Origin of the sequence: Paraburkholderia sp. A3BS-1L, assembly GCF_051125215.1 — a bacterium.
Taxonomy (GTDB): Bacteria; Pseudomonadota; Gammaproteobacteria; order Burkholderiales; family Burkholderiaceae; genus Paraburkholderia.
The window spans coordinates 1,945,650-1,960,671 of the sequence record NZ_CP120442.1; the positions used below are offsets into that span (position 1 = coordinate 1,945,650).

At 67.6% G+C, this 15,022-nt stretch carries 15 protein-coding genes; 2 read left to right on the top strand and 13 right to left on the bottom strand.

Annotation, left to right across the window (positions count from 1 at the left end):
- Nucleotides 1-21: 21 nt before the first annotated feature.
- The 4 genes from P5W99_RS08810 to P5W99_RS08825 form a co-directional block, all read right to left on the bottom strand.
- Nucleotides 22-1,635, bottom strand: a complete 1,614-nt coding sequence (locus tag P5W99_RS08810) for an FAD-binding protein (protein ID WP_434660272.1) — start codon at nucleotides 1,633-1,635, stop codon at nucleotides 22-24.
- Between the two features lie 10 nt (nucleotides 1,636-1,645).
- Entirely contained in the window at nucleotides 1,646-2,461 is an 816-nt protein-coding gene (locus P5W99_RS08815) for an anti-sigma factor family protein (protein ID WP_434662496.1), read from the bottom strand.
- Between the two features lie 116 nt (nucleotides 2,462-2,577).
- The gene (locus tag P5W99_RS08820; RefSeq protein WP_421024165.1) at nucleotides 2,578-3,129 is read right to left on the bottom strand and encodes a sigma-70 family RNA polymerase sigma factor; all 552 of its coding nucleotides are present in this window, start codon (nucleotides 3,127-3,129) and stop codon (nucleotides 2,578-2,580) included.
- Between the two features lie 35 nt (nucleotides 3,130-3,164).
- Complete coding sequence (locus P5W99_RS08825) at nucleotides 3,165-3,314, bottom strand: hypothetical protein (RefSeq protein WP_421024166.1); 150 nt, start codon at nucleotides 3,312-3,314, stop codon at nucleotides 3,165-3,167.
- A gap of 477 nt (nucleotides 3,315-3,791) precedes the next feature.
- Between P5W99_RS08825 and hfq the strand changes: the two genes are divergently transcribed.
- Together hfq and P5W99_RS08835 are read left to right on the top strand one after the other, a co-directional pair.
- Nucleotides 3,792-4,298, top strand: coding sequence for an RNA chaperone Hfq (hfq, locus tag P5W99_RS08830; protein WP_434660274.1), 507 nt, complete (start codon nucleotides 3,792-3,794; stop codon nucleotides 4,296-4,298).
- A 139-nt stretch (nucleotides 4,299-4,437) separates the two neighbouring features.
- On the top strand, nucleotides 4,438-4,617 hold the full coding sequence (locus P5W99_RS08835; protein ID WP_421024168.1) for a hypothetical protein: 180 nt from the start codon (nucleotides 4,438-4,440) through the stop codon (nucleotides 4,615-4,617).
- A gap of 197 nt (nucleotides 4,618-4,814) precedes the next feature.
- Here P5W99_RS08835 and P5W99_RS08840 read toward each other — a convergent pair whose 3' ends face one another.
- The 9 genes from P5W99_RS08840 to P5W99_RS08880 are packed head-to-tail and all read right to left on the bottom strand — an operon-like array spanning nucleotide 4,815 to nucleotide 15,017.
- Nucleotides 4,815-5,600, bottom strand: coding sequence for a DUF2968 domain-containing protein (locus P5W99_RS08840; protein ID WP_421024169.1), 786 nt, complete (start codon nucleotides 5,598-5,600; stop codon nucleotides 4,815-4,817).
- 54 nt (nucleotides 5,601-5,654) lie between these two features.
- Nucleotides 5,655-7,046, bottom strand: coding sequence for a sigma 54-interacting transcriptional regulator (locus P5W99_RS08845; RefSeq protein ID WP_421024170.1), 1,392 nt, complete (start codon nucleotides 7,044-7,046; stop codon nucleotides 5,655-5,657).
- 12 nt (nucleotides 7,047-7,058) lie between these two features.
- Entirely contained in the window at nucleotides 7,059-8,933 is a 1,875-nt protein-coding gene (locus P5W99_RS08850) for a TadG family pilus assembly protein (RefSeq protein ID WP_421024171.1), read from the bottom strand.
- A gap of 1 nt (nucleotide 8,934) precedes the next feature.
- Nucleotides 8,935-9,366: a DUF3613 domain-containing protein gene (locus tag P5W99_RS08855; protein WP_421024172.1), complete on the bottom strand. Its 432-nt coding sequence runs from the start codon at nucleotides 9,364-9,366 to the stop codon at nucleotides 8,935-8,937.
- Between the two features lie 34 nt (nucleotides 9,367-9,400).
- Nucleotides 9,401-10,333 (bottom strand): tetratricopeptide repeat protein, encoded by a 933-nt coding sequence (locus P5W99_RS08860; protein WP_421024173.1) that lies wholly within the window; start codon nucleotides 10,331-10,333, stop codon nucleotides 9,401-9,403.
- Between the two features lie 19 nt (nucleotides 10,334-10,352).
- Nucleotides 10,353-11,378 carry a type II secretion system F family protein gene (locus tag P5W99_RS08865; RefSeq protein WP_421024174.1) on the bottom strand — a complete coding sequence of 342 codons (1,026 nt, stop codon included), beginning with the start codon at nucleotides 11,376-11,378 and terminating at the stop codon, nucleotides 10,353-10,355.
- Entirely contained in the window at nucleotides 11,375-12,421 is a 1,047-nt protein-coding gene (locus P5W99_RS08870; protein WP_421024175.1) for a type II secretion system F family protein, read from the bottom strand. Before P5W99_RS08870 ends, P5W99_RS08865 begins: the two co-directional genes overlap by 4 nt.
- A complete protein-coding gene (locus tag P5W99_RS08875; RefSeq protein WP_421024176.1) occupies nucleotides 12,414-13,754 on the bottom strand; it encodes a CpaF family protein in 1,341 nt (446 codons plus the stop codon). The genes P5W99_RS08870 and P5W99_RS08875 overlap by 8 nt, the downstream gene beginning before the upstream one ends.
- A gap of 3 nt (nucleotides 13,755-13,757) precedes the next feature.
- Nucleotides 13,758-15,017 carry a fimbrial protein gene (locus P5W99_RS08880; protein ID WP_434660278.1) on the bottom strand — a complete coding sequence of 420 codons (1,260 nt, stop codon included), beginning with the start codon at nucleotides 15,015-15,017 and terminating at the stop codon, nucleotides 13,758-13,760.
- Nucleotides 15,018-15,022: the final 5 nt, after the last annotated feature.

Genomic DNA, 15,022 nt, shown 5'->3' on the forward strand with positions numbered 1-15,022 from the left:
CTCAAGCCATCTCACGCCATCTCACGTATAGCCGCGCATCGCGCGCCACGCCGCCGGCCACACGCCCTGCTTGCCCGGCGCCAGCACGCCCTGCGGATCGAGGGCATCCTTCACCGTCTGCGCGAGCCGCAGCAGCGCGCCGTCGTTGAAGTCGTACTGCGCCGCCGCGTAATCCATGTAGAGCAGATGCGAACGATACACGCCATAGCCCGCCGCGCGTGCATCGCTCATCAGCGCGCGCAGCAGATCGCCCGCACGCACGGCATCGTTGCGCCGCTCGCGCACGAAGATCGCCGCGAACACATGATGCAGACAGCGCCCCGCCGCGGTGAAGCCGCCGTAGTAATCAAAGCCATATTCCGCCGCGCGTGCTTTGACGAGCGCGTACTGGCGCAGCGCGTCGTGGCCATCGGCGGGACAAAGGGGCGAAAAGTCCACATGCGCGCCTTCGCCGCCCAGCCAGTCGAGCATGCGAAACGCGCTCATCGACGGAATGCCGGCCATGTTGCGCTCGCCGCCGCCCTGCGGCTCGTCGCTGCCCGCATAACGTTTCGCGAACGCGCGCGCGTGCGGCACGGGTGCGAACGCGCGCTCGACCTTGCGGCGCTGAAGCTCGATTACATCGGCCTCGCCGTAGAGCGCGTAATGCAGATTCCAGCGCCCGATATCGAGGTCGCGCTGCATGGCCGCAACGGCCGCCTCGGGCACAGGTCCGTCGCCCTCGTACCAGCGCGAGCGCGGCGCAATGCTGGCCGCGCGGCGGATCGCGCCTTCGATCACGGCGTGCTGCGCAATCGTGCCATCCAGTTGCAACGCCCGCAGCGTATCGACGATCGCGCCCAGATCGTCCTCGCGCGCAAACTGGATTTCACCGATCACATAAGCGGGCGGCGCCGGCATCAGCCAGAGCCCCATCTTCGTAACAATGCCGTAGTTCGATTGCATGAAAAGCGCGTCGAACGACGGCCCGTAGCCGGGCTTGTAGAGCTGCCACGCCGTGCTTGTACCGATCGCGCCCATGCCGGTTCGCACGATGTCGCCATTGGCGAGCACGATCTCCATGCCGCACTGCGCCGCTGCGTGATCGCCGTATGCGGTGTAGCCGAAGCCGCGCTCGAGCGTATTGCCGATCACGCTGCCCCAGCCCGCCGCCGGCGGATCGACCCACAGCTTCAGGCCGTGCTCGCGCAAATGCGCATGGAGATCGAAGTAGCTCACGCCGGGCTCGACGAGCGCCCATGCGAGCCGCTCGTCCACATCGAGCACGCGGTTCAGGCGCTGCAAGTCCAGCACGACCGATCCCGCGAGACGCGGGGCCGCGCCGCCATACGCGAAGTTGCGGCCCGTGGAGACGGTCCAGAGCGGCACGTGCGCCGCATTGGCCACGCGCAGGATCGCGCGGATCTCGTCGATGTTGGCCGGCAGGAGCGCCGCCGAGGGCGCAAAGGGCGACGCGAGTTCGCTCCCATCCTCGACGGGCGCGAACGGATCGAAATACGGCGCGAGCGCCGCGCCCCCACGGCAGACGTTGGGCGCGCCCACGATGGCCTCGAACGCGGCGAGCGCGCGCACAAAGCGCGCCGCGCTCATGCCCGGCGGCAATACGCGGGCCGGTTCGGATCCGTGCGACGCCATCGTGCGCCTGTCACCATTGCGCCGGCGTGCCGCCGAGCGCGCCGCACACCTCATAGGCGATCGTGCGCAAGCGAGCCTCGGTGGCCGGGCCGGACAACGCATAGCCCGTGCCGTCGGTGCTCCAGTAGAAGGTACGACGGCTGCCGTCGCTCAGCAGATGCACGGCATCGCGATCGCGGCCCGATGCGCTCACGTAGAGCGTGAGCCGCGTACCAGCGTGGTTCTGATACATGAACTGCGCTGCCGGGCCGGCCGCGCCCGGCAAGAGACGGCCGCCCACGAGTGCGTACCCGTATTCGCCGAGCGGCGGAATGGCCAGCGGTTTGCCTAGCCGCTTCGAAAGCCACGCGACGAGGTGCGTTTCGTCCGCCGCGCCCACTTCCACGGGATGTCGCACTTCGGGCGAATACACGGCATAGGCCACGTCGGCGCTGCGTGCGAAACCTTGCGCGTCGCGCGCCAATGATGGGGGGGCCTGGCCCACGCCCGCCACGCCTGCCGCCCCTCCCGCGCCCCACGGGCCGCCTGGAAACCACTGTGGCATCAGCGCGCCTGCTGCCAGCGCGAAGCCCGCGCCCGCGACAGCCCAGACCGCCGCGAGGCCCGCGCGCCGCCACCACGGATCACGTCGCCTGAGCACCAGGTAAGCCGGCACAGCGGCTTCGTCGCCGGCACGGCACAACGCTTGCAGCGCGGCCTTCTGCGCGCGCCAGGCCGCGACGCGCTGCGCGGCGTGCTCGTCCGCCGCCAGTTGCGCCCGCACGGCTGCGCGCGCGTCGGCGGGCAGTTCATCGTCGAGCCAGGCACCCAGCACGGCAAGGTCCATATCGGAGTCCAAATCAATCGGTTGGACCGGGGGCGGGATCGGGCCAGGCGGCGTCCCGCCATCGGACGAACCCGCCGGTGCTGTGTTCGCGCGCTCGCGTTCGAGTTCGTCGTCGTTCATCGCGTGGTCCCCACCACCCTGAGCGGCGCGACGTGCCGCGCCGAATCCTGTACCGGTCCCCTGTCGAGCAATGCGCGCAGATGCTCGCGCGCACGCGAAAGCCGCGACATCACGGTGCCCGCCGGCACGCCGAGCACCGTCGACGCCTCCTGATAGCTCAACTCCTCCACGCATACCAGCAACAGCACCTCGCGCTGCGCGGCGGGAAGCTGATAGAGCGCGCGCTGTAGATCCCGCAGCACGAGGCCGTCGACTTCTCCGTGCGGTGCTTCCAGCGTGCGCCACGGCGCGCTTTCATCGTCCACCGCAATCTCGCGCCGCCCGCGCAACTGGTCGATGTAGATGTGACGCAGAATCGTCAGCAGCCAGGCACGCAGGTTGCTATCCGGCCGGAACGACGCGGCGCGCGAGAGCGCCCGCTCCGCGGCGTCCTGCACGAGATCGTCGGCCCAGGCGGCGTCGCCGGTGAGCGCACGCGCATAACGGCGCATGGGTGCGAGTTGCGCGATTACTTGCGCTTCGAACTCCGCGGACGGACGGCGCAGCATGGCGCGCGGGACCCGGTGGCGTGGCTAGCCGCGAGTCAGTAACCGCCGCCGCCCGACGAACCGCCCGCGCTGCTCGACGAGCTGCTGCCGCCCGAATTCATGTCGCTGCACGCAGTCACCGAACCCGAGACCGCGGCCATCGTCAGACAGAGAAGACAGGCAAGTACACTGCGAAACCGCTTCATGGTCATCTCCTGTGCAGAGTGGACGTCGTGCGCTGAACCGCCGACGTCGACAAGAGGTAAACGCGGCAGGCCAGCGCGTTATTCCCAGTTTGCAATCGCGCGCCTGCCGCGCGCGTGCGTCGCCGCACGGAACGCACGCCCGGAAGCCCGGAAAATCGCCATTCAATAAGGCGCGGGAACGGTCGGACGCGTGCGTGCGCAAGACAGCGAAATCGGTGACACGTTCGCGCACGCTTTGCACTACGCTATGAACGTATGCGCCGGCAGCGCGTCCGATGGTTCGAGACCCGCTTTTGTGGATCTTTGCGGACATGCAAGGTGCCAGCCCGCCAATTCCGCCATTGTGGCCGCTAGCCGGTATAGTTCTGCAATAAAGTATGTCAACGCACGCGCGCTTTGCCGGCACAAGGTAGAATTCCGGCGAGCAAACGTTTCTAAATGAATTGCGGCATTGAGCCGCCTGGTCAAAATTCGTCCATGCCTTCCGCAGAATCGCACCCGCAAAACGACTTCATGAACGCCGCGCGCAAAGAGCGCAAGCGCGTTGAAATCTATCTGGTCAACGGCATTCGCCTGACCGGATGCATCGAGTCGTTCGATCAGTACCTGGTGATGCTGCGCACGCCTGTCGGCCTGCAAGGCATCTACAAACGCGCCATCTCCACCATCCAGCTCGACACCGGCACGCGCCCGGGTCCGCGCACGCCGCGCCCTTCGCACGGCGAGCATACGAGCCGTGGCCCGCATGGCAACTATGGCGGCCACGGCGGCCATGGTTCGCGCGAATCGCGTGAGCCCCGGGAGCGCGAACCGCGCGAATCCTGGTCGGCGTCTGGCTCGTCCGGCCCGTCCAATTCACCCGGTTCGCCCGAGCGCCCCGCCCAGGATGGCCCGGTGGTCGTCACACGCCGCCGCCGGCTCTACGGTGCCGTGAACAACGGCGGCAACGGCGGCAACGGCGGCGAAGGCTCGAACAACGGCTGAGCCATGCGCGCGCGGGTCGCGCGCGCATTTTCTGCCACCGCCGATCGCGCGAAGCGCAAGCGCACAAGATCCGGCCATGCGCTCGTGGTCTTTCTCTTTGCGTTATCCTGAAGACGACTCTCTTCGCCCGGAGAACGCCATGAGTTCATCCAAACCGAAGTCTCCTCAGCCCTCGCAGGAAGATGCGCTCGACGAAGCGCTCGAAGAGACTTTCCCGGCAAGCGACCCTATCGCCGTCGATCCGCCCCCCTCCAGGCCCGAGCCCGCCGACGACACCGGCAAAGGCCATGCCAAGCATCATCGTCACGGCAAGCACTGAGGCCGCCCATCGGCGCCCGTCGGGCGATCCGAACGGGTCGCCATGATCGGGGCGGGTCCGTATGGGCCCCTTGCACCGCCCACGACCCTTCACCAGGAATTCGTCAGGTTTTCGCGAAACATCGCCCCCGAAGGCAACGAAGGCGGCGCGTCACGGACGCCCGCCTTCGTCTCCCATCCGCCCTGCCAGCAATCTGATCACCGGACCGGCAAGCCGCCCTCGACCTCGCGCTGCAGTTCCCGCACCTGGCGTTGCGCTGCACGCAGCTGATCCTGCGCAGCCGCCTTCTCGACCTGAAGCGTATTGGCCTGAGTGCGCGCCTGCTTCTGCTGATCCGCGACAATGGCCTGCTGCTGGCGCGCAATCGCGAGATCGGCCTGCAGGCGATTGGCGTGATCCTGCGTCAGCGCGATCATGCGGGCCGTGTACGCCTTTTGCGCCTCGAGGCGCGTGCGGCGGATCTCGACATCCGACAACTGCAGCGTCTTCTGCACGAAATCGCGATAGATCGCCTCGGCGCGCGTCTCGTCGCTGGTCTTGATGACGCGCCAGAACGTCTTGTTCTGGAACAACGTCACGTAATAGGTCATCTCCTTGCCGTAGAACAGGAGACTCGCACCATAGGTGCCGTTGTAGGTCGTGCGCAATTCATTGAGATCGGAGCCGCGGATCATCTGCTGCAGCTCGGCCACATTGCCTGCCGCGTTCTGCTGCGCCTCCTCCTGCGTCAGCGCGACCGGCGTCCCCGGCAATGGCTGCGCGCCCGGCGCCGCCTGAGGCTGCACCGCTGCGGTTGCCGGATCCTGTGCCGCCATGTTCGCGGCCACGTTGACCGTCGACTGCCCAGCCGATTGCGCCGATTGGGCCGATTGGGCCGATTGCGCCGTCCCCTGCTGCACCGGCTGCGCGCAGCCTGATTCCAGTCCCCCGAGCAGCATCAGCGCGGCCAACGCAAGCTGTCGAACTCTCCACTTGTCGCTCATGAAGTCCCTGTTTTGTACAGTGCTTTTGTATGATTTTACAAAATCGCACAATTATTACTCAGTTTCGCCGGTTGCGGGTTCTTCGTCGAAAATTTGGTATTTGCGGATCTTTTCCCACAACACTTTGCGGCTGATACCCAGGTATTGGGCTGTGTCCTTGCGGCGCCAGCCGTTCGCATCGAGTGCCGTCAGCAGCCGGCTGCGCTCGGCCATGTCCCATTTGCTGCGATCGACGACGGGCGCCATCGCCGACTCCCCCGGCGCCGGCTGAACGCTGCCCGATCCCGCAAGGAGCCGGCGCAGGCGCGGCGCGTCCCAGTCGCCCATCTGCCGCACCGTCACGCCGACCCGTTCGGCCAGGTTGCGCAGCTCGCGCACGTTGCCCGGAAAGCGCATCGCCGCCACGGAGTCGGCCAGCCAGTACGGCAGCTCCGGCAGCGCCGCGAGCCGCTCGCTGCCCACCACCGACGCCACGAACGCCTTGAAGAGCGCGATCTTGTCCACCGCGCCGCGCTCTTCCAGCGACGGCACGAACAGCTCGATCACGGCAAGGCGGTAATAGAGATCGGCGCGGAACTTGCCGTCTTTCACCAGTTGCGGCAGTTGCCGGTTGGTCGCCGCGACAAGGCGAAAGTCCACCTTCAGCGGCGTGGCCGAGCCGATGCGCGTGACCGTGCCATCCTCCAGCACGCGCAGCAGCTTCACCTGCTGATAGAGCGGCAGATCGCCGATTTCGTCGAGAAACAGCGTGCCGCCGTCGGCCTGCTCGAAGTAGCCTTTGTGCGCGAGCGCCGCGCCCGTGAACGAGCCCTTCGCATGCCCGAAGAACAGTGACTCGAACAGGCCATCGGGGATCGCACCGCAGTTGACGGCCACGAATGGCCCCGCGCCGTAACGGTTGTGTTTGCGGTGCAGCAGCTCGGCGATGCGCTCCTTGCCGGTGCCGGTTTCGCCGTGCACGAGCACGCTCGTGTCGCAGTCGGCGAAGGTATCCACCTCCTTCATCAGCGCGCGCATGCTCTCGGACTCGGCCACGAGCATGTCCGCGCCCGCCGTCTGGGCCGAATGCGCGCGCAGCTGGACCGCGAGCTTCGACACGAGCCCGCGCAGTTCGGCGCAGGTGAAGTCGAGCGGCAGAATGTGCGAGTACTCGGCGGGATACATGGCCGGGTCGTTGTCGCGCGGCGCCGCGCCGACCCAGATCACCGGCATGCCGTGCGTGGCCTGCCAGTCACGCAGCACCAGCGCGCCGGTGTCGATCACGCTCACGCTGACGATGGCGATCGATGCGCGCACGGCGATGCGTTGCGGCGAGACCGCCGTGTCGTCGGCGCGGATCACCTCGACGTCGAGGCTCGCCATGCAGCGCGCGACGCGCTCGACAATATCGGCTTTGCCTTCCCAGACGTAGAGGTCGAGTTCCTCGATGGGGGTGGTGGTTCGCATCGGTGGGTTGTCTTATTGAACGAGTGTTGCAACACCGCAGGTGAGCGGATAGTCGGTCACGGTCGCGACGCCGAGCTGAACGCCGAGCAATTGCAGCAAAGGGCCGAGGATGATGTCGTCGAGCCCCTGGAGCACGGGGCCGAGGGTGGTGCCAAGTATGCCCTTCACCACCGGCATGGCGAGACCGTCGACCAGTCCGCCGACGACGCCTCCGATGATGGGCCCGAGCAGCGAGTTGAGCGCCCCTTGCAGCAGCGTCAGTTGCAAGCCGTTGCTGCTTTCGGTCAGCTGGCCCAGTGTCGTCACGGTCGACTGAAGCGAGTTGTCGAGCACCGCGCCGATCGCGTTCGAATTGACGGAATTGCCGGTGATCGAATTGCCGTCGCCGTCGAACATCAGGACCGCACTGGACGGATTGACGACGGGCACGCCCACCGAAGGCGCGCTCACGGTGGCGATGGTCGTGCCCAACAACGACACGCTCGCAACATTCCAGCGGGCGTTCGTGCCGGCGCAACTAAAGCCGCTCACGTCCTTCGCTTGCACACCGCTGGCGAGCGGCGTGCCGATACAAATATTGGCGAGCCCGGTCTGCACGCCGATCGTCTGCGTGCTTGCCGCCTTGCTGGCCGCGCACTGCGCCGATTGCAGCCACGCCTGCCCTTGCGCGGCGACCACGTAGAGCGGCAGTTGCACGCTCACATCGAGGACGTAGCCGATGCCGAGATACGAGGTCGTGGTGTTCGTCGTCGAAATCACGGCGTTCGCGCCCAGCAGGATCTGCGCGGTCTGGGCCTGGGTGCGCCACGTGCTGGTTCCCTCGATGTAGCCGGGCTCGCCCACGGCGATCGAAGGCGGCGAAATCACCTGCAGCGTGAGCGCGACGCTCACGGGCAGAACGCCGCTCAATCCGGTCGTATCCAGGCTGAACGTGACCGGCGCATTGCCGGCGGCGGCAATCTCAGCGCCGGCGATCAGCATTTGCAGGACGTTGACGCTCGCGTCGGCCGCATATTCGGCGTTGGCCACGCCGAGTTGCAGCAAGGCCGGCGAGCCGGACAGCGACACCAGCTGGATGGAGTTGAGCGTCCCCTGCGGAACGAGCGCGGCCACCGCCCTCAGGGCGTTTTGCGCCGCCGCGACATTAGCCGTGAGCGCCCCGTCGCGGCCGACGGCCGCGAGCAGGATGTTGGCCAGGCCGCCTACCGAGGTTTGCGCGGCGAGCAAGCCATCGTATGTTCCGGCTGACGTGGCGACAGCGGCGAGATCGGCGACCTTCACATTGGCATTCGCAAGGCCAGTCCACGAGGCCGCGTCGAGCTGGACCTGGGTGCCGCCGAGCAGCGCGCCGAGCATGCCGTTGAGCAGATTCACCTGGGCGAGTGACGTGCCGACCTGGAACGAGCCGATCACCGACGCCTTGGCCGTGGCGTTCGCCGTGATCTGGCGCGCCGGCCCGAGGAAGAAATACGGCACGGTATTCGTCACGCTCACCTGCACGCCGTTGAGCGGCGGCGTGCCGTTGCTCACGAAGGTCATCCCGCCATTCCCATTCGAGTCCCAGCGCCCGCAGGCGACGGCCAGCGTGCGCGTCGTGCCGTTCACTACGAAACCATTGCTCGCCGCGTTGGCGGTCGCCGTCACGAGCGGCTGCGCGCAGCGGTCGTCCATCTGTTGCGCCGCGGCCAATGCCGCGAAATCGGCGACGTTCTGCAACGCGCGCTTCGCAAGATAGAGATTCGCCACGTCGAGCACGCCCAGCGCCGCCACGGCCACCACGAGCCCGATAACCGCCATCACCGCGAGCGAGCCGCGCTGACGCCGCGCATGCGCGCGGCAAGCGCCGGGAAAGCCGGCACGAGCCGGCTGGCGTGAGCGCGCCACCATCTCAGTACGCGCCTCCCCCGCCCATGGTTGCGCCGCCGACTCCGCCGCCTTGTCCGTTGCCGGTCTGGACCGTCGAGCCGAAGCTGGTCGGGATGTCCGTATCGAACGATTTCATGTAGCGGCGCCAGGCGTAGCCCGCCTCCTCGCCGAGCATCGGCAGCGCGGGCGCCGCCTGGGCGTTGCTGCGCTGAAGATCGAGCCAGGCTCTCGTCGAGTGGCCGATTTCGCTGTTCGGAACCGGCTCGCCGGTGGTTTGCGCATCCGTCTGCGCGTCCATGCCCTCGGCATGCGCCGCCGGCGCGGCGAGCACCAAGGCAATCGTCATGCTCGCGACGAGCACGGCCACCGCAGCGCGATGGTGGCACGCCCGAAAAACCGCCGAAGCGGCCAGGCTCGCGGCAACGCCCGCGTCGATGAGCTGATTGGTTTTCATCGTAGTCCTCATATTCCTGGTCTCGCGTGAGTCCTTACTGCGGGGCGAAGCGCTCGACCAGGCGCGGCTGCGCGTCGCCGCCGGGCCAGCCGCTCTGCGCGCTTTGGGCGCTCTGGACGCCCTGGGCGCTCGCGAACGAGCGCGATGGGGGCGCGGCGGCCCGCTGCGCCATGCGCGGCGCGGGCTGATCCTTCGATTCGCGCTGCTGCGCTCCCTGGCGCGCGCGCTCCACTTCGCGCACCTTCTGCGCATCGCGTGCTATCGCCGCCCGGGTCTGCTCGGGCAAGCCCTGACGTGCCATGAGCGCATGCGCATCGGCGTCGTTGCCGCCGGCCTCGAATAGCAGCGCCACGTTCGCGACGATCTTCGCGTTGTGCGAATCGAGCTCCAGCGCCTCGAGCAGCGGCACGCGCGCGCCGGCCACGTCGCCATCGCGCAGCAACGCATAACCGAGGTCGGAGAGCGTAGTCGCGTTGGTCGGGTCGAGCCGCGACGCCGCTTCAAGCTCCAGCGCAGCCTTGCGAAAGTCGCCCGCTACGCCCGCAAGCAAACCAAGCCCGCGATGGCCGCGCGCCGCGAGCGGCGTATCGAGCAACTGCGTGTAAGCCGCCGCGCTCGCGCCCGCTTGCCCCGTCACGCGCAGCGCGTCGGCGCGCAGCACGATCGAATCGGGGGTGGCGCCGTACTGGCGCTCGAACGCATCGATATGCGCGAGCGATGCGTAATAAAGCCCTTCGGCCTGCATCCGGGAAATCAGGCCAAGGTACATGCCCGGCGTATCCGGCACCGGGTCGTGGGTGCTGGCGCGCATCTGCATTTCAGCCTGCGCCTGCGGGCCCACTCCATAGCCCTGCGGCGTCCCGCACGCGGCCAGCGCCGCGAGCCCCATGCCAGCCATGGCCGCCAGCGCACGGCGCGCAACCGTGTCGACGATGAAATGCTTCATGATGGTTCCAGTCGTGTTCATGGGTCGATCGCGCCGCCCCTCAATGACGGGCCAATGCCAGCGAATGCAGGACAGCGATTACGCCAGGCCCCGCCGTGACGATGAGCAGCGCGGGCAGCAGGGTCACCACCATCACGCCGGTCATCCTCACGGTGAGCTTGCCGATGCGCTCGCGCAACGTCGCGCGGCGCACCTCGCGCAGCCTGTCGCCGAATTGCTTGAGCGGCTCCTGCACGGCGCCGCCGTGCTTGTCCACCTGCACGAGCAGCCGGATCACGGCACGCAGGTCCTCGTTTTCGTAAATCGACGCCATGCGCTGCAGCGACTGCTCGCGCGTGCGGCCCGCCACGAACTGGCGCTGTGCGATCTCCACTTCGCCGGAGAGCACGGGCAGCACGACGCGGAATTCGTTGATCATCACTTGCAGGCTCTGATCGAGCGAGAGCCCGACGCCCTGCAGCAGGCGCAGCAGATCGACGAGCATCGGCAACTCGTCGGCCACGGCGTCGAGCCGTGCGTGCGCGCGGCGACGCACCACGAGCTTCGGCAGGAAAAAACCGAATAACAGACCGCCACCCGCCCAGGCCACGGGCCGCACGCCGTGCGCGATGCTGCACCACGCAGCCAGTGCCGCCATCGCGAATGCGCATACGAGGCGAACGGTGCAATACAGGCCCCTTGCGCGCGCGTCGACGTAGCCGCATTGATCGAGCAGGCCGCGGTCTTCATCGGCGACGATCAGCTTGCCCAGCGAGGTATCGAGCCAGCCCGCGCCCATCGCGCCGAGCGCGTCGATCATGCCTGGTAGTCCGGAGCGTTTCGACACGCCGATGGAGGCGTCGCTGGTCGTGGTGCCCCCCTGTGCGCCGCGTGACGCCGCGGTGCGTGCATCGAGGGCGGCCGCGCCTTGCTGGCCCGTCTGCGCCGCGCGGTTCATCATCGCTTGATCGAGCACGCGCCCGCTCTTGCGCGCAGCCAGAAGCCGCGCACACGCGAGCGCGCCAAGCAAGGCGAAACCGAGCGCGCCAAGCAGCAGCGCAAGCACACCGAGACCGTGCGCGCTCACAGCGCCCCCTTGAGCCGCGTGAGCCGGTACAGCAGCCAAGCGCCCAGCATCTGCAGGCCCATGGCCCCGTACGCCAGCAGACGCCCCGAATGATCGTTCCACATCGACGCGAAATACCGCGGGTTGGTCAAAATGAGAAAGCCCGCGATACCGAGCGGCAACAGCGCGAGCACCCATGCGGAGAGACGCGTTTCCGCCGACATCGCAACGAGTTCGCGCTGCGCCTGTTCGAGATCGCGCATGAACATTGCCATGCGTTCGAGCATCACGTCGACCCGGCCGCCGTAGCGCACCGAAAGGCGCAGCACCGCGCCCACGAGTTCGAGTTCGCGCGCGCCATAGACCTGTGCGACGTGATTGAGCGCCCGATCGATTTCGACGCCGGCGCGCAGCATGCGCGAAACGTGATCGAGGCACTCGCGCAGCGGTGCTTCGGTGGTGAGCAGCGCGGCCTGAAACGCGGCCGGCACGCTGTTGCCGAGCACGATCAGCCGCACAATGCCATCGAGAAACGAAGGCAATTGCGCGACGAGCCGCGCGCGCCGCCGCTGCATGCGCACCGAGAGCGCGAAGGCCACCAGCGCCACCACCAGCACGACCACGGCGAGCGCCGCCGGCACGCCGCCGACCGCCAGCGCCAACAGCGTCAGTGCAAGCGCGATCAGGCCGACGAATGCCAGCGGCTTGCGCATGTCGACGATGCCGGCACGGCTCAGCATGCCCTGCAGCGCGAGCCTCGCGCGGCCTCTCCAGTCGTGCGACTGCAGCGCCGCCAAGGGCAGCGCCCCGCCGCGCCTGGCGGCGTTCCCGCCTACATAGGCGGCGCGCACTTCATCGGATCTGGCCGCAGCGGGTCTGGATGCGGCGGGCGTGCCCGGCATCGCCCCGACCGGGGTCGCCTGGGTTGCGGCGCTCATCCGGCTATCGACAAAGCGCGTCACATGCTCACGCGAGGTGCGCTGCTGCGCGCGCTGCCAGAGCATCAGCCCGGCAGCGGCAAGCAGCAGCGCAAGCGCCGCAATGAGCGCGATCGCGCTAGACATTGAAACCCCCGTCGCGCCCGCCGCCAAAGCCGAAATTCGACGAAGCCGCAAGCGCCTGGCGAAACCGCGCGAGCTTGGGCGAGTGCGGATGGATGCCGAGCGAATCCCAGCGGTCGACCTCCTCGCCGTCCGCGTTCATGACCGGCTCGTAGCGGTACAGTTCCTGGGTCGCGATGATATTGTCCGCGAGCCCCGTTACTTCGGTAACCGAAAGAATCCGGCGGCGTCCGCTGGAGAGGCGCCCGATCTGCACGATGAAGTCGACGGCGTTGGCGATCTGCCGGCGCAGGCTGCTTTCGGTGCCCTGAAAGCCCGCAAAGCCCGCCAGCATTTCGAGCCGGTACAGACACTCGCGCGGCGACGACGCGTGCACCGTCGCCATCGATCCGTCGTGGCCCGTGTTCATCGCCTGGAGCATTTCGAGCACCTCGCCGCCACGCACTTCGCCCACGATGATGCGGTCCGGGCGCATGCGCAGCGTATTGCGCAGCAGGTCGCGAATGGTCACCACGCCCGTGCCGTCGAAGCCACCGGGGCGGCTTTCGAGCCGCACCACGTGTGGGTGATTGAGCGAAAGCTCGGCGGTGTCTTCGATCGTCACCACGCGCTCGACCTCCGGAATATGAAACGCCAGCGCGTTCAGGAGCGATGTCTTGCCCGAGCTCGTGCCGCCCGACACGAGAATATTGCAGCGCGCCTGCACCGCCGCTTCGAACAGCGCGCCGATCTCCACGCCGAACGTACCGTTGCCGAGCAGATCGTCGGGGCGCAGCGGATCCTTGCGGAACTTGCGAATCGAGACGATGGGCCCCGCGAGCGAGAGCGGCTCGATCACGACGTTGATGCGCCCGCCATCGGGCAGGCGCGCGTCGACCATCGGATTCGATTCGTCCAGACGCCGGCCGATGGGTGCGAGGATGCGCCGCACGATGCGCAGCAGATGCGCGTTGTCGGAGAAGCGCACCGGAATCTTCGAGAGGATGCCGTGCCGCGATACGTAAACGTCGCTGAAGCCGTTGATGAGAATGTCCTCGACGGCCGGGTCCGCGAGCAGGTCCTCGATCGGCCCGAACCCTGCGAGCTCCTTGGTGAGCGCCCCGGCGATCGCACGCACTTCGCTCTCGTTGATCGGGATGTGCCGCAGCCGCACGAAGCTGTCCATTTCCAGATCGACGAACTGGTTGATCGCCTGACGCGACCAGCGGCCGAACTCGGCGCCTAGCTCCTCGATGCGGGTGAGCAGGTGCTCGTGCGCCGCGTTCTTGATGTCCTGGAACTGTTGGCTGTGCGCGAACAAGGGCGCGTCATCGGCAAACTGGATGTTATCCGCCATGGTCTACGAACGCTTCGATGAGTGTTGGAAAAGGCCGCGCAGCGGGCGGCGCAATGCGTCGAACTTCTTCGGAACCGGCGTGCGCAGGCCATCGAGCGGCGCGGCGAGCGCGTCGAGCGCGCGCACCCAGGGGTCGCGCGGCGCGCTGTCGACCAGCAGCTGCCCACGGTTCGCCGCCTGGCACAGCGCCACGCGTCGCGCCGGCAGCACGCCCGCGAGCTCGATGTTCAGGCGCTCGGCAATCTGCGCCGCGCACAGGTCGATATCCGCTTCGTACTGGTTGATCACGAGGCGCAGATTGGCGTTGTCCACGCCGCCCTCGCGCAGCACTTCGAGCTCGCGCGACGCCGCGACAATCGACGCGACGCTCTGGTCGCACACGAGCCAGGCCTGATCCGCTGCGCGCGCCACCTCCAGCACGAACTCCATGTTCGAGAAGCCGCCGAGATCGACGATCTGGTGATCGAAGAACGCGCGCAGCCGCGTGAGCAGCGCGACCGCCGACTGATACGAGATTTCGCGCAGCGCGCCGAGATCAGCGGGCAGCGTGGTGAGCGCAAGACCGCTCTCGTGACGCGCGAGCGCCGTGTGCACGAAGGTCTGATCGAAGCGGCGCAGGTTGCGCACCGCATCGACGAAACTGAAACCATTGCCGGCGTTGAGCAGCAGCGCTCCGTCGCCGGCCGGCAGTCCGAGGTCGAGCAGCGCGGCGTGCCGGCTCAGCGCGGCGCCCTTGCGCGCGAGCAGCACGGAGAGACCCGCCGCAAGCGTCGTGACCCCCATACCGGCGCGCGCGCCCAGCAGCACCGTGAGGCGGCCGTGCCGGCTCACCGGCTCCACGCGGTTGTCCAGCACCTGGCGCACGATACGTAAGGCATCCTCACTAGCCGCCCCCGCGTCGATGAAATCGCGCACGCCCGCGCGCAGTGCCGAGATCGCGCTTTCAGGCTCGGCGAGCGTGCCCACCGCAATGATCTGCAGCCCCGGAAACGCGGCATGAGCGGCCGCCGCCGCCGCGCTCGCGGCGCCACTCTGGGGTTGTCCGGAATTCGCGCCGCTGCGCGAAAAATCGATCAGCAGCAGCGAAGGCATGTTCTGCGACATCTGCTGCGTGACCAGCGCCGGGTCGAGCGCCACCGTCTCCACTTTGCCCACCGGGCCGAGCATCTGCGCGACCCAACGCGCGTTCGCGTCATTGGCCGTGGCGAAGACGAACGACTCCGTCATGGTGCGTTCAACCGGCACGTGCGATCTCGCGTTCATGAATG

Coding starts and splice junctions, on each gene's coding strand:
- P5W99_RS08810 (WP_434660272.1), bottom strand. CDS start 1,635: ATGGCGTCGCACGGATCCGAACCGGCCCGCGTATTGCCGCCGGGCATG.
- P5W99_RS08815 (WP_434662496.1), bottom strand. CDS start 2,461: ATGGACCTTGCCGTGCTGGGTGCCTGGCTCGACGATGAACTGCCCGCC.
- P5W99_RS08820 (WP_421024165.1), bottom strand. CDS start 3,129: ATGCTGCGCCGTCCGTCCGCGGAGTTCGAAGCGCAAGTAATCGCGCAA.
- P5W99_RS08825 (WP_421024166.1), bottom strand. CDS start 3,314: ATGAAGCGGTTTCGCAGTGTACTTGCCTGTCTTCTCTGTCTGACGATG.
- hfq (WP_434660274.1), top strand. CDS start 3,792: ATGCCTTCCGCAGAATCGCACCCGCAAAACGACTTCATGAACGCCGCG.
- P5W99_RS08835 (WP_421024168.1), top strand. CDS start 4,438: ATGAGTTCATCCAAACCGAAGTCTCCTCAGCCCTCGCAGGAAGATGCG.
- P5W99_RS08840 (WP_421024169.1), bottom strand. CDS start 5,600: ATGAGCGACAAGTGGAGAGTTCGACAGCTTGCGTTGGCCGCGCTGATG.
- P5W99_RS08845 (WP_421024170.1), bottom strand. CDS start 7,046: ATGCGAACCACCACCCCCATCGAGGAACTCGACCTCTACGTCTGGGAA.
- P5W99_RS08850 (WP_421024171.1), bottom strand. CDS start 8,933: ATGGTGGCGCGCTCACGCCAGCCGGCTCGTGCCGGCTTTCCCGGCGCT.
- P5W99_RS08855 (WP_421024172.1), bottom strand. CDS start 9,366: ATGAAAACCAATCAGCTCATCGACGCGGGCGTTGCCGCGAGCCTGGCC.
- P5W99_RS08860 (WP_421024173.1), bottom strand. CDS start 10,333: ATGAACACGACTGGAACCATCATGAAGCATTTCATCGTCGACACGGTT.
- P5W99_RS08870 (WP_421024175.1), bottom strand. CDS start 12,421: ATGTCTAGCGCGATCGCGCTCATTGCGGCGCTTGCGCTGCTGCTTGCC.
- P5W99_RS08875 (WP_421024176.1), bottom strand. CDS start 13,754: ATGGCGGATAACATCCAGTTTGCCGATGACGCGCCCTTGTTCGCGCAC.
- P5W99_RS08880 (WP_434660278.1), bottom strand. CDS start 15,017: ATGAACGCGAGATCGCACGTGCCGGTTGAACGCACCATGACGGAGTCG.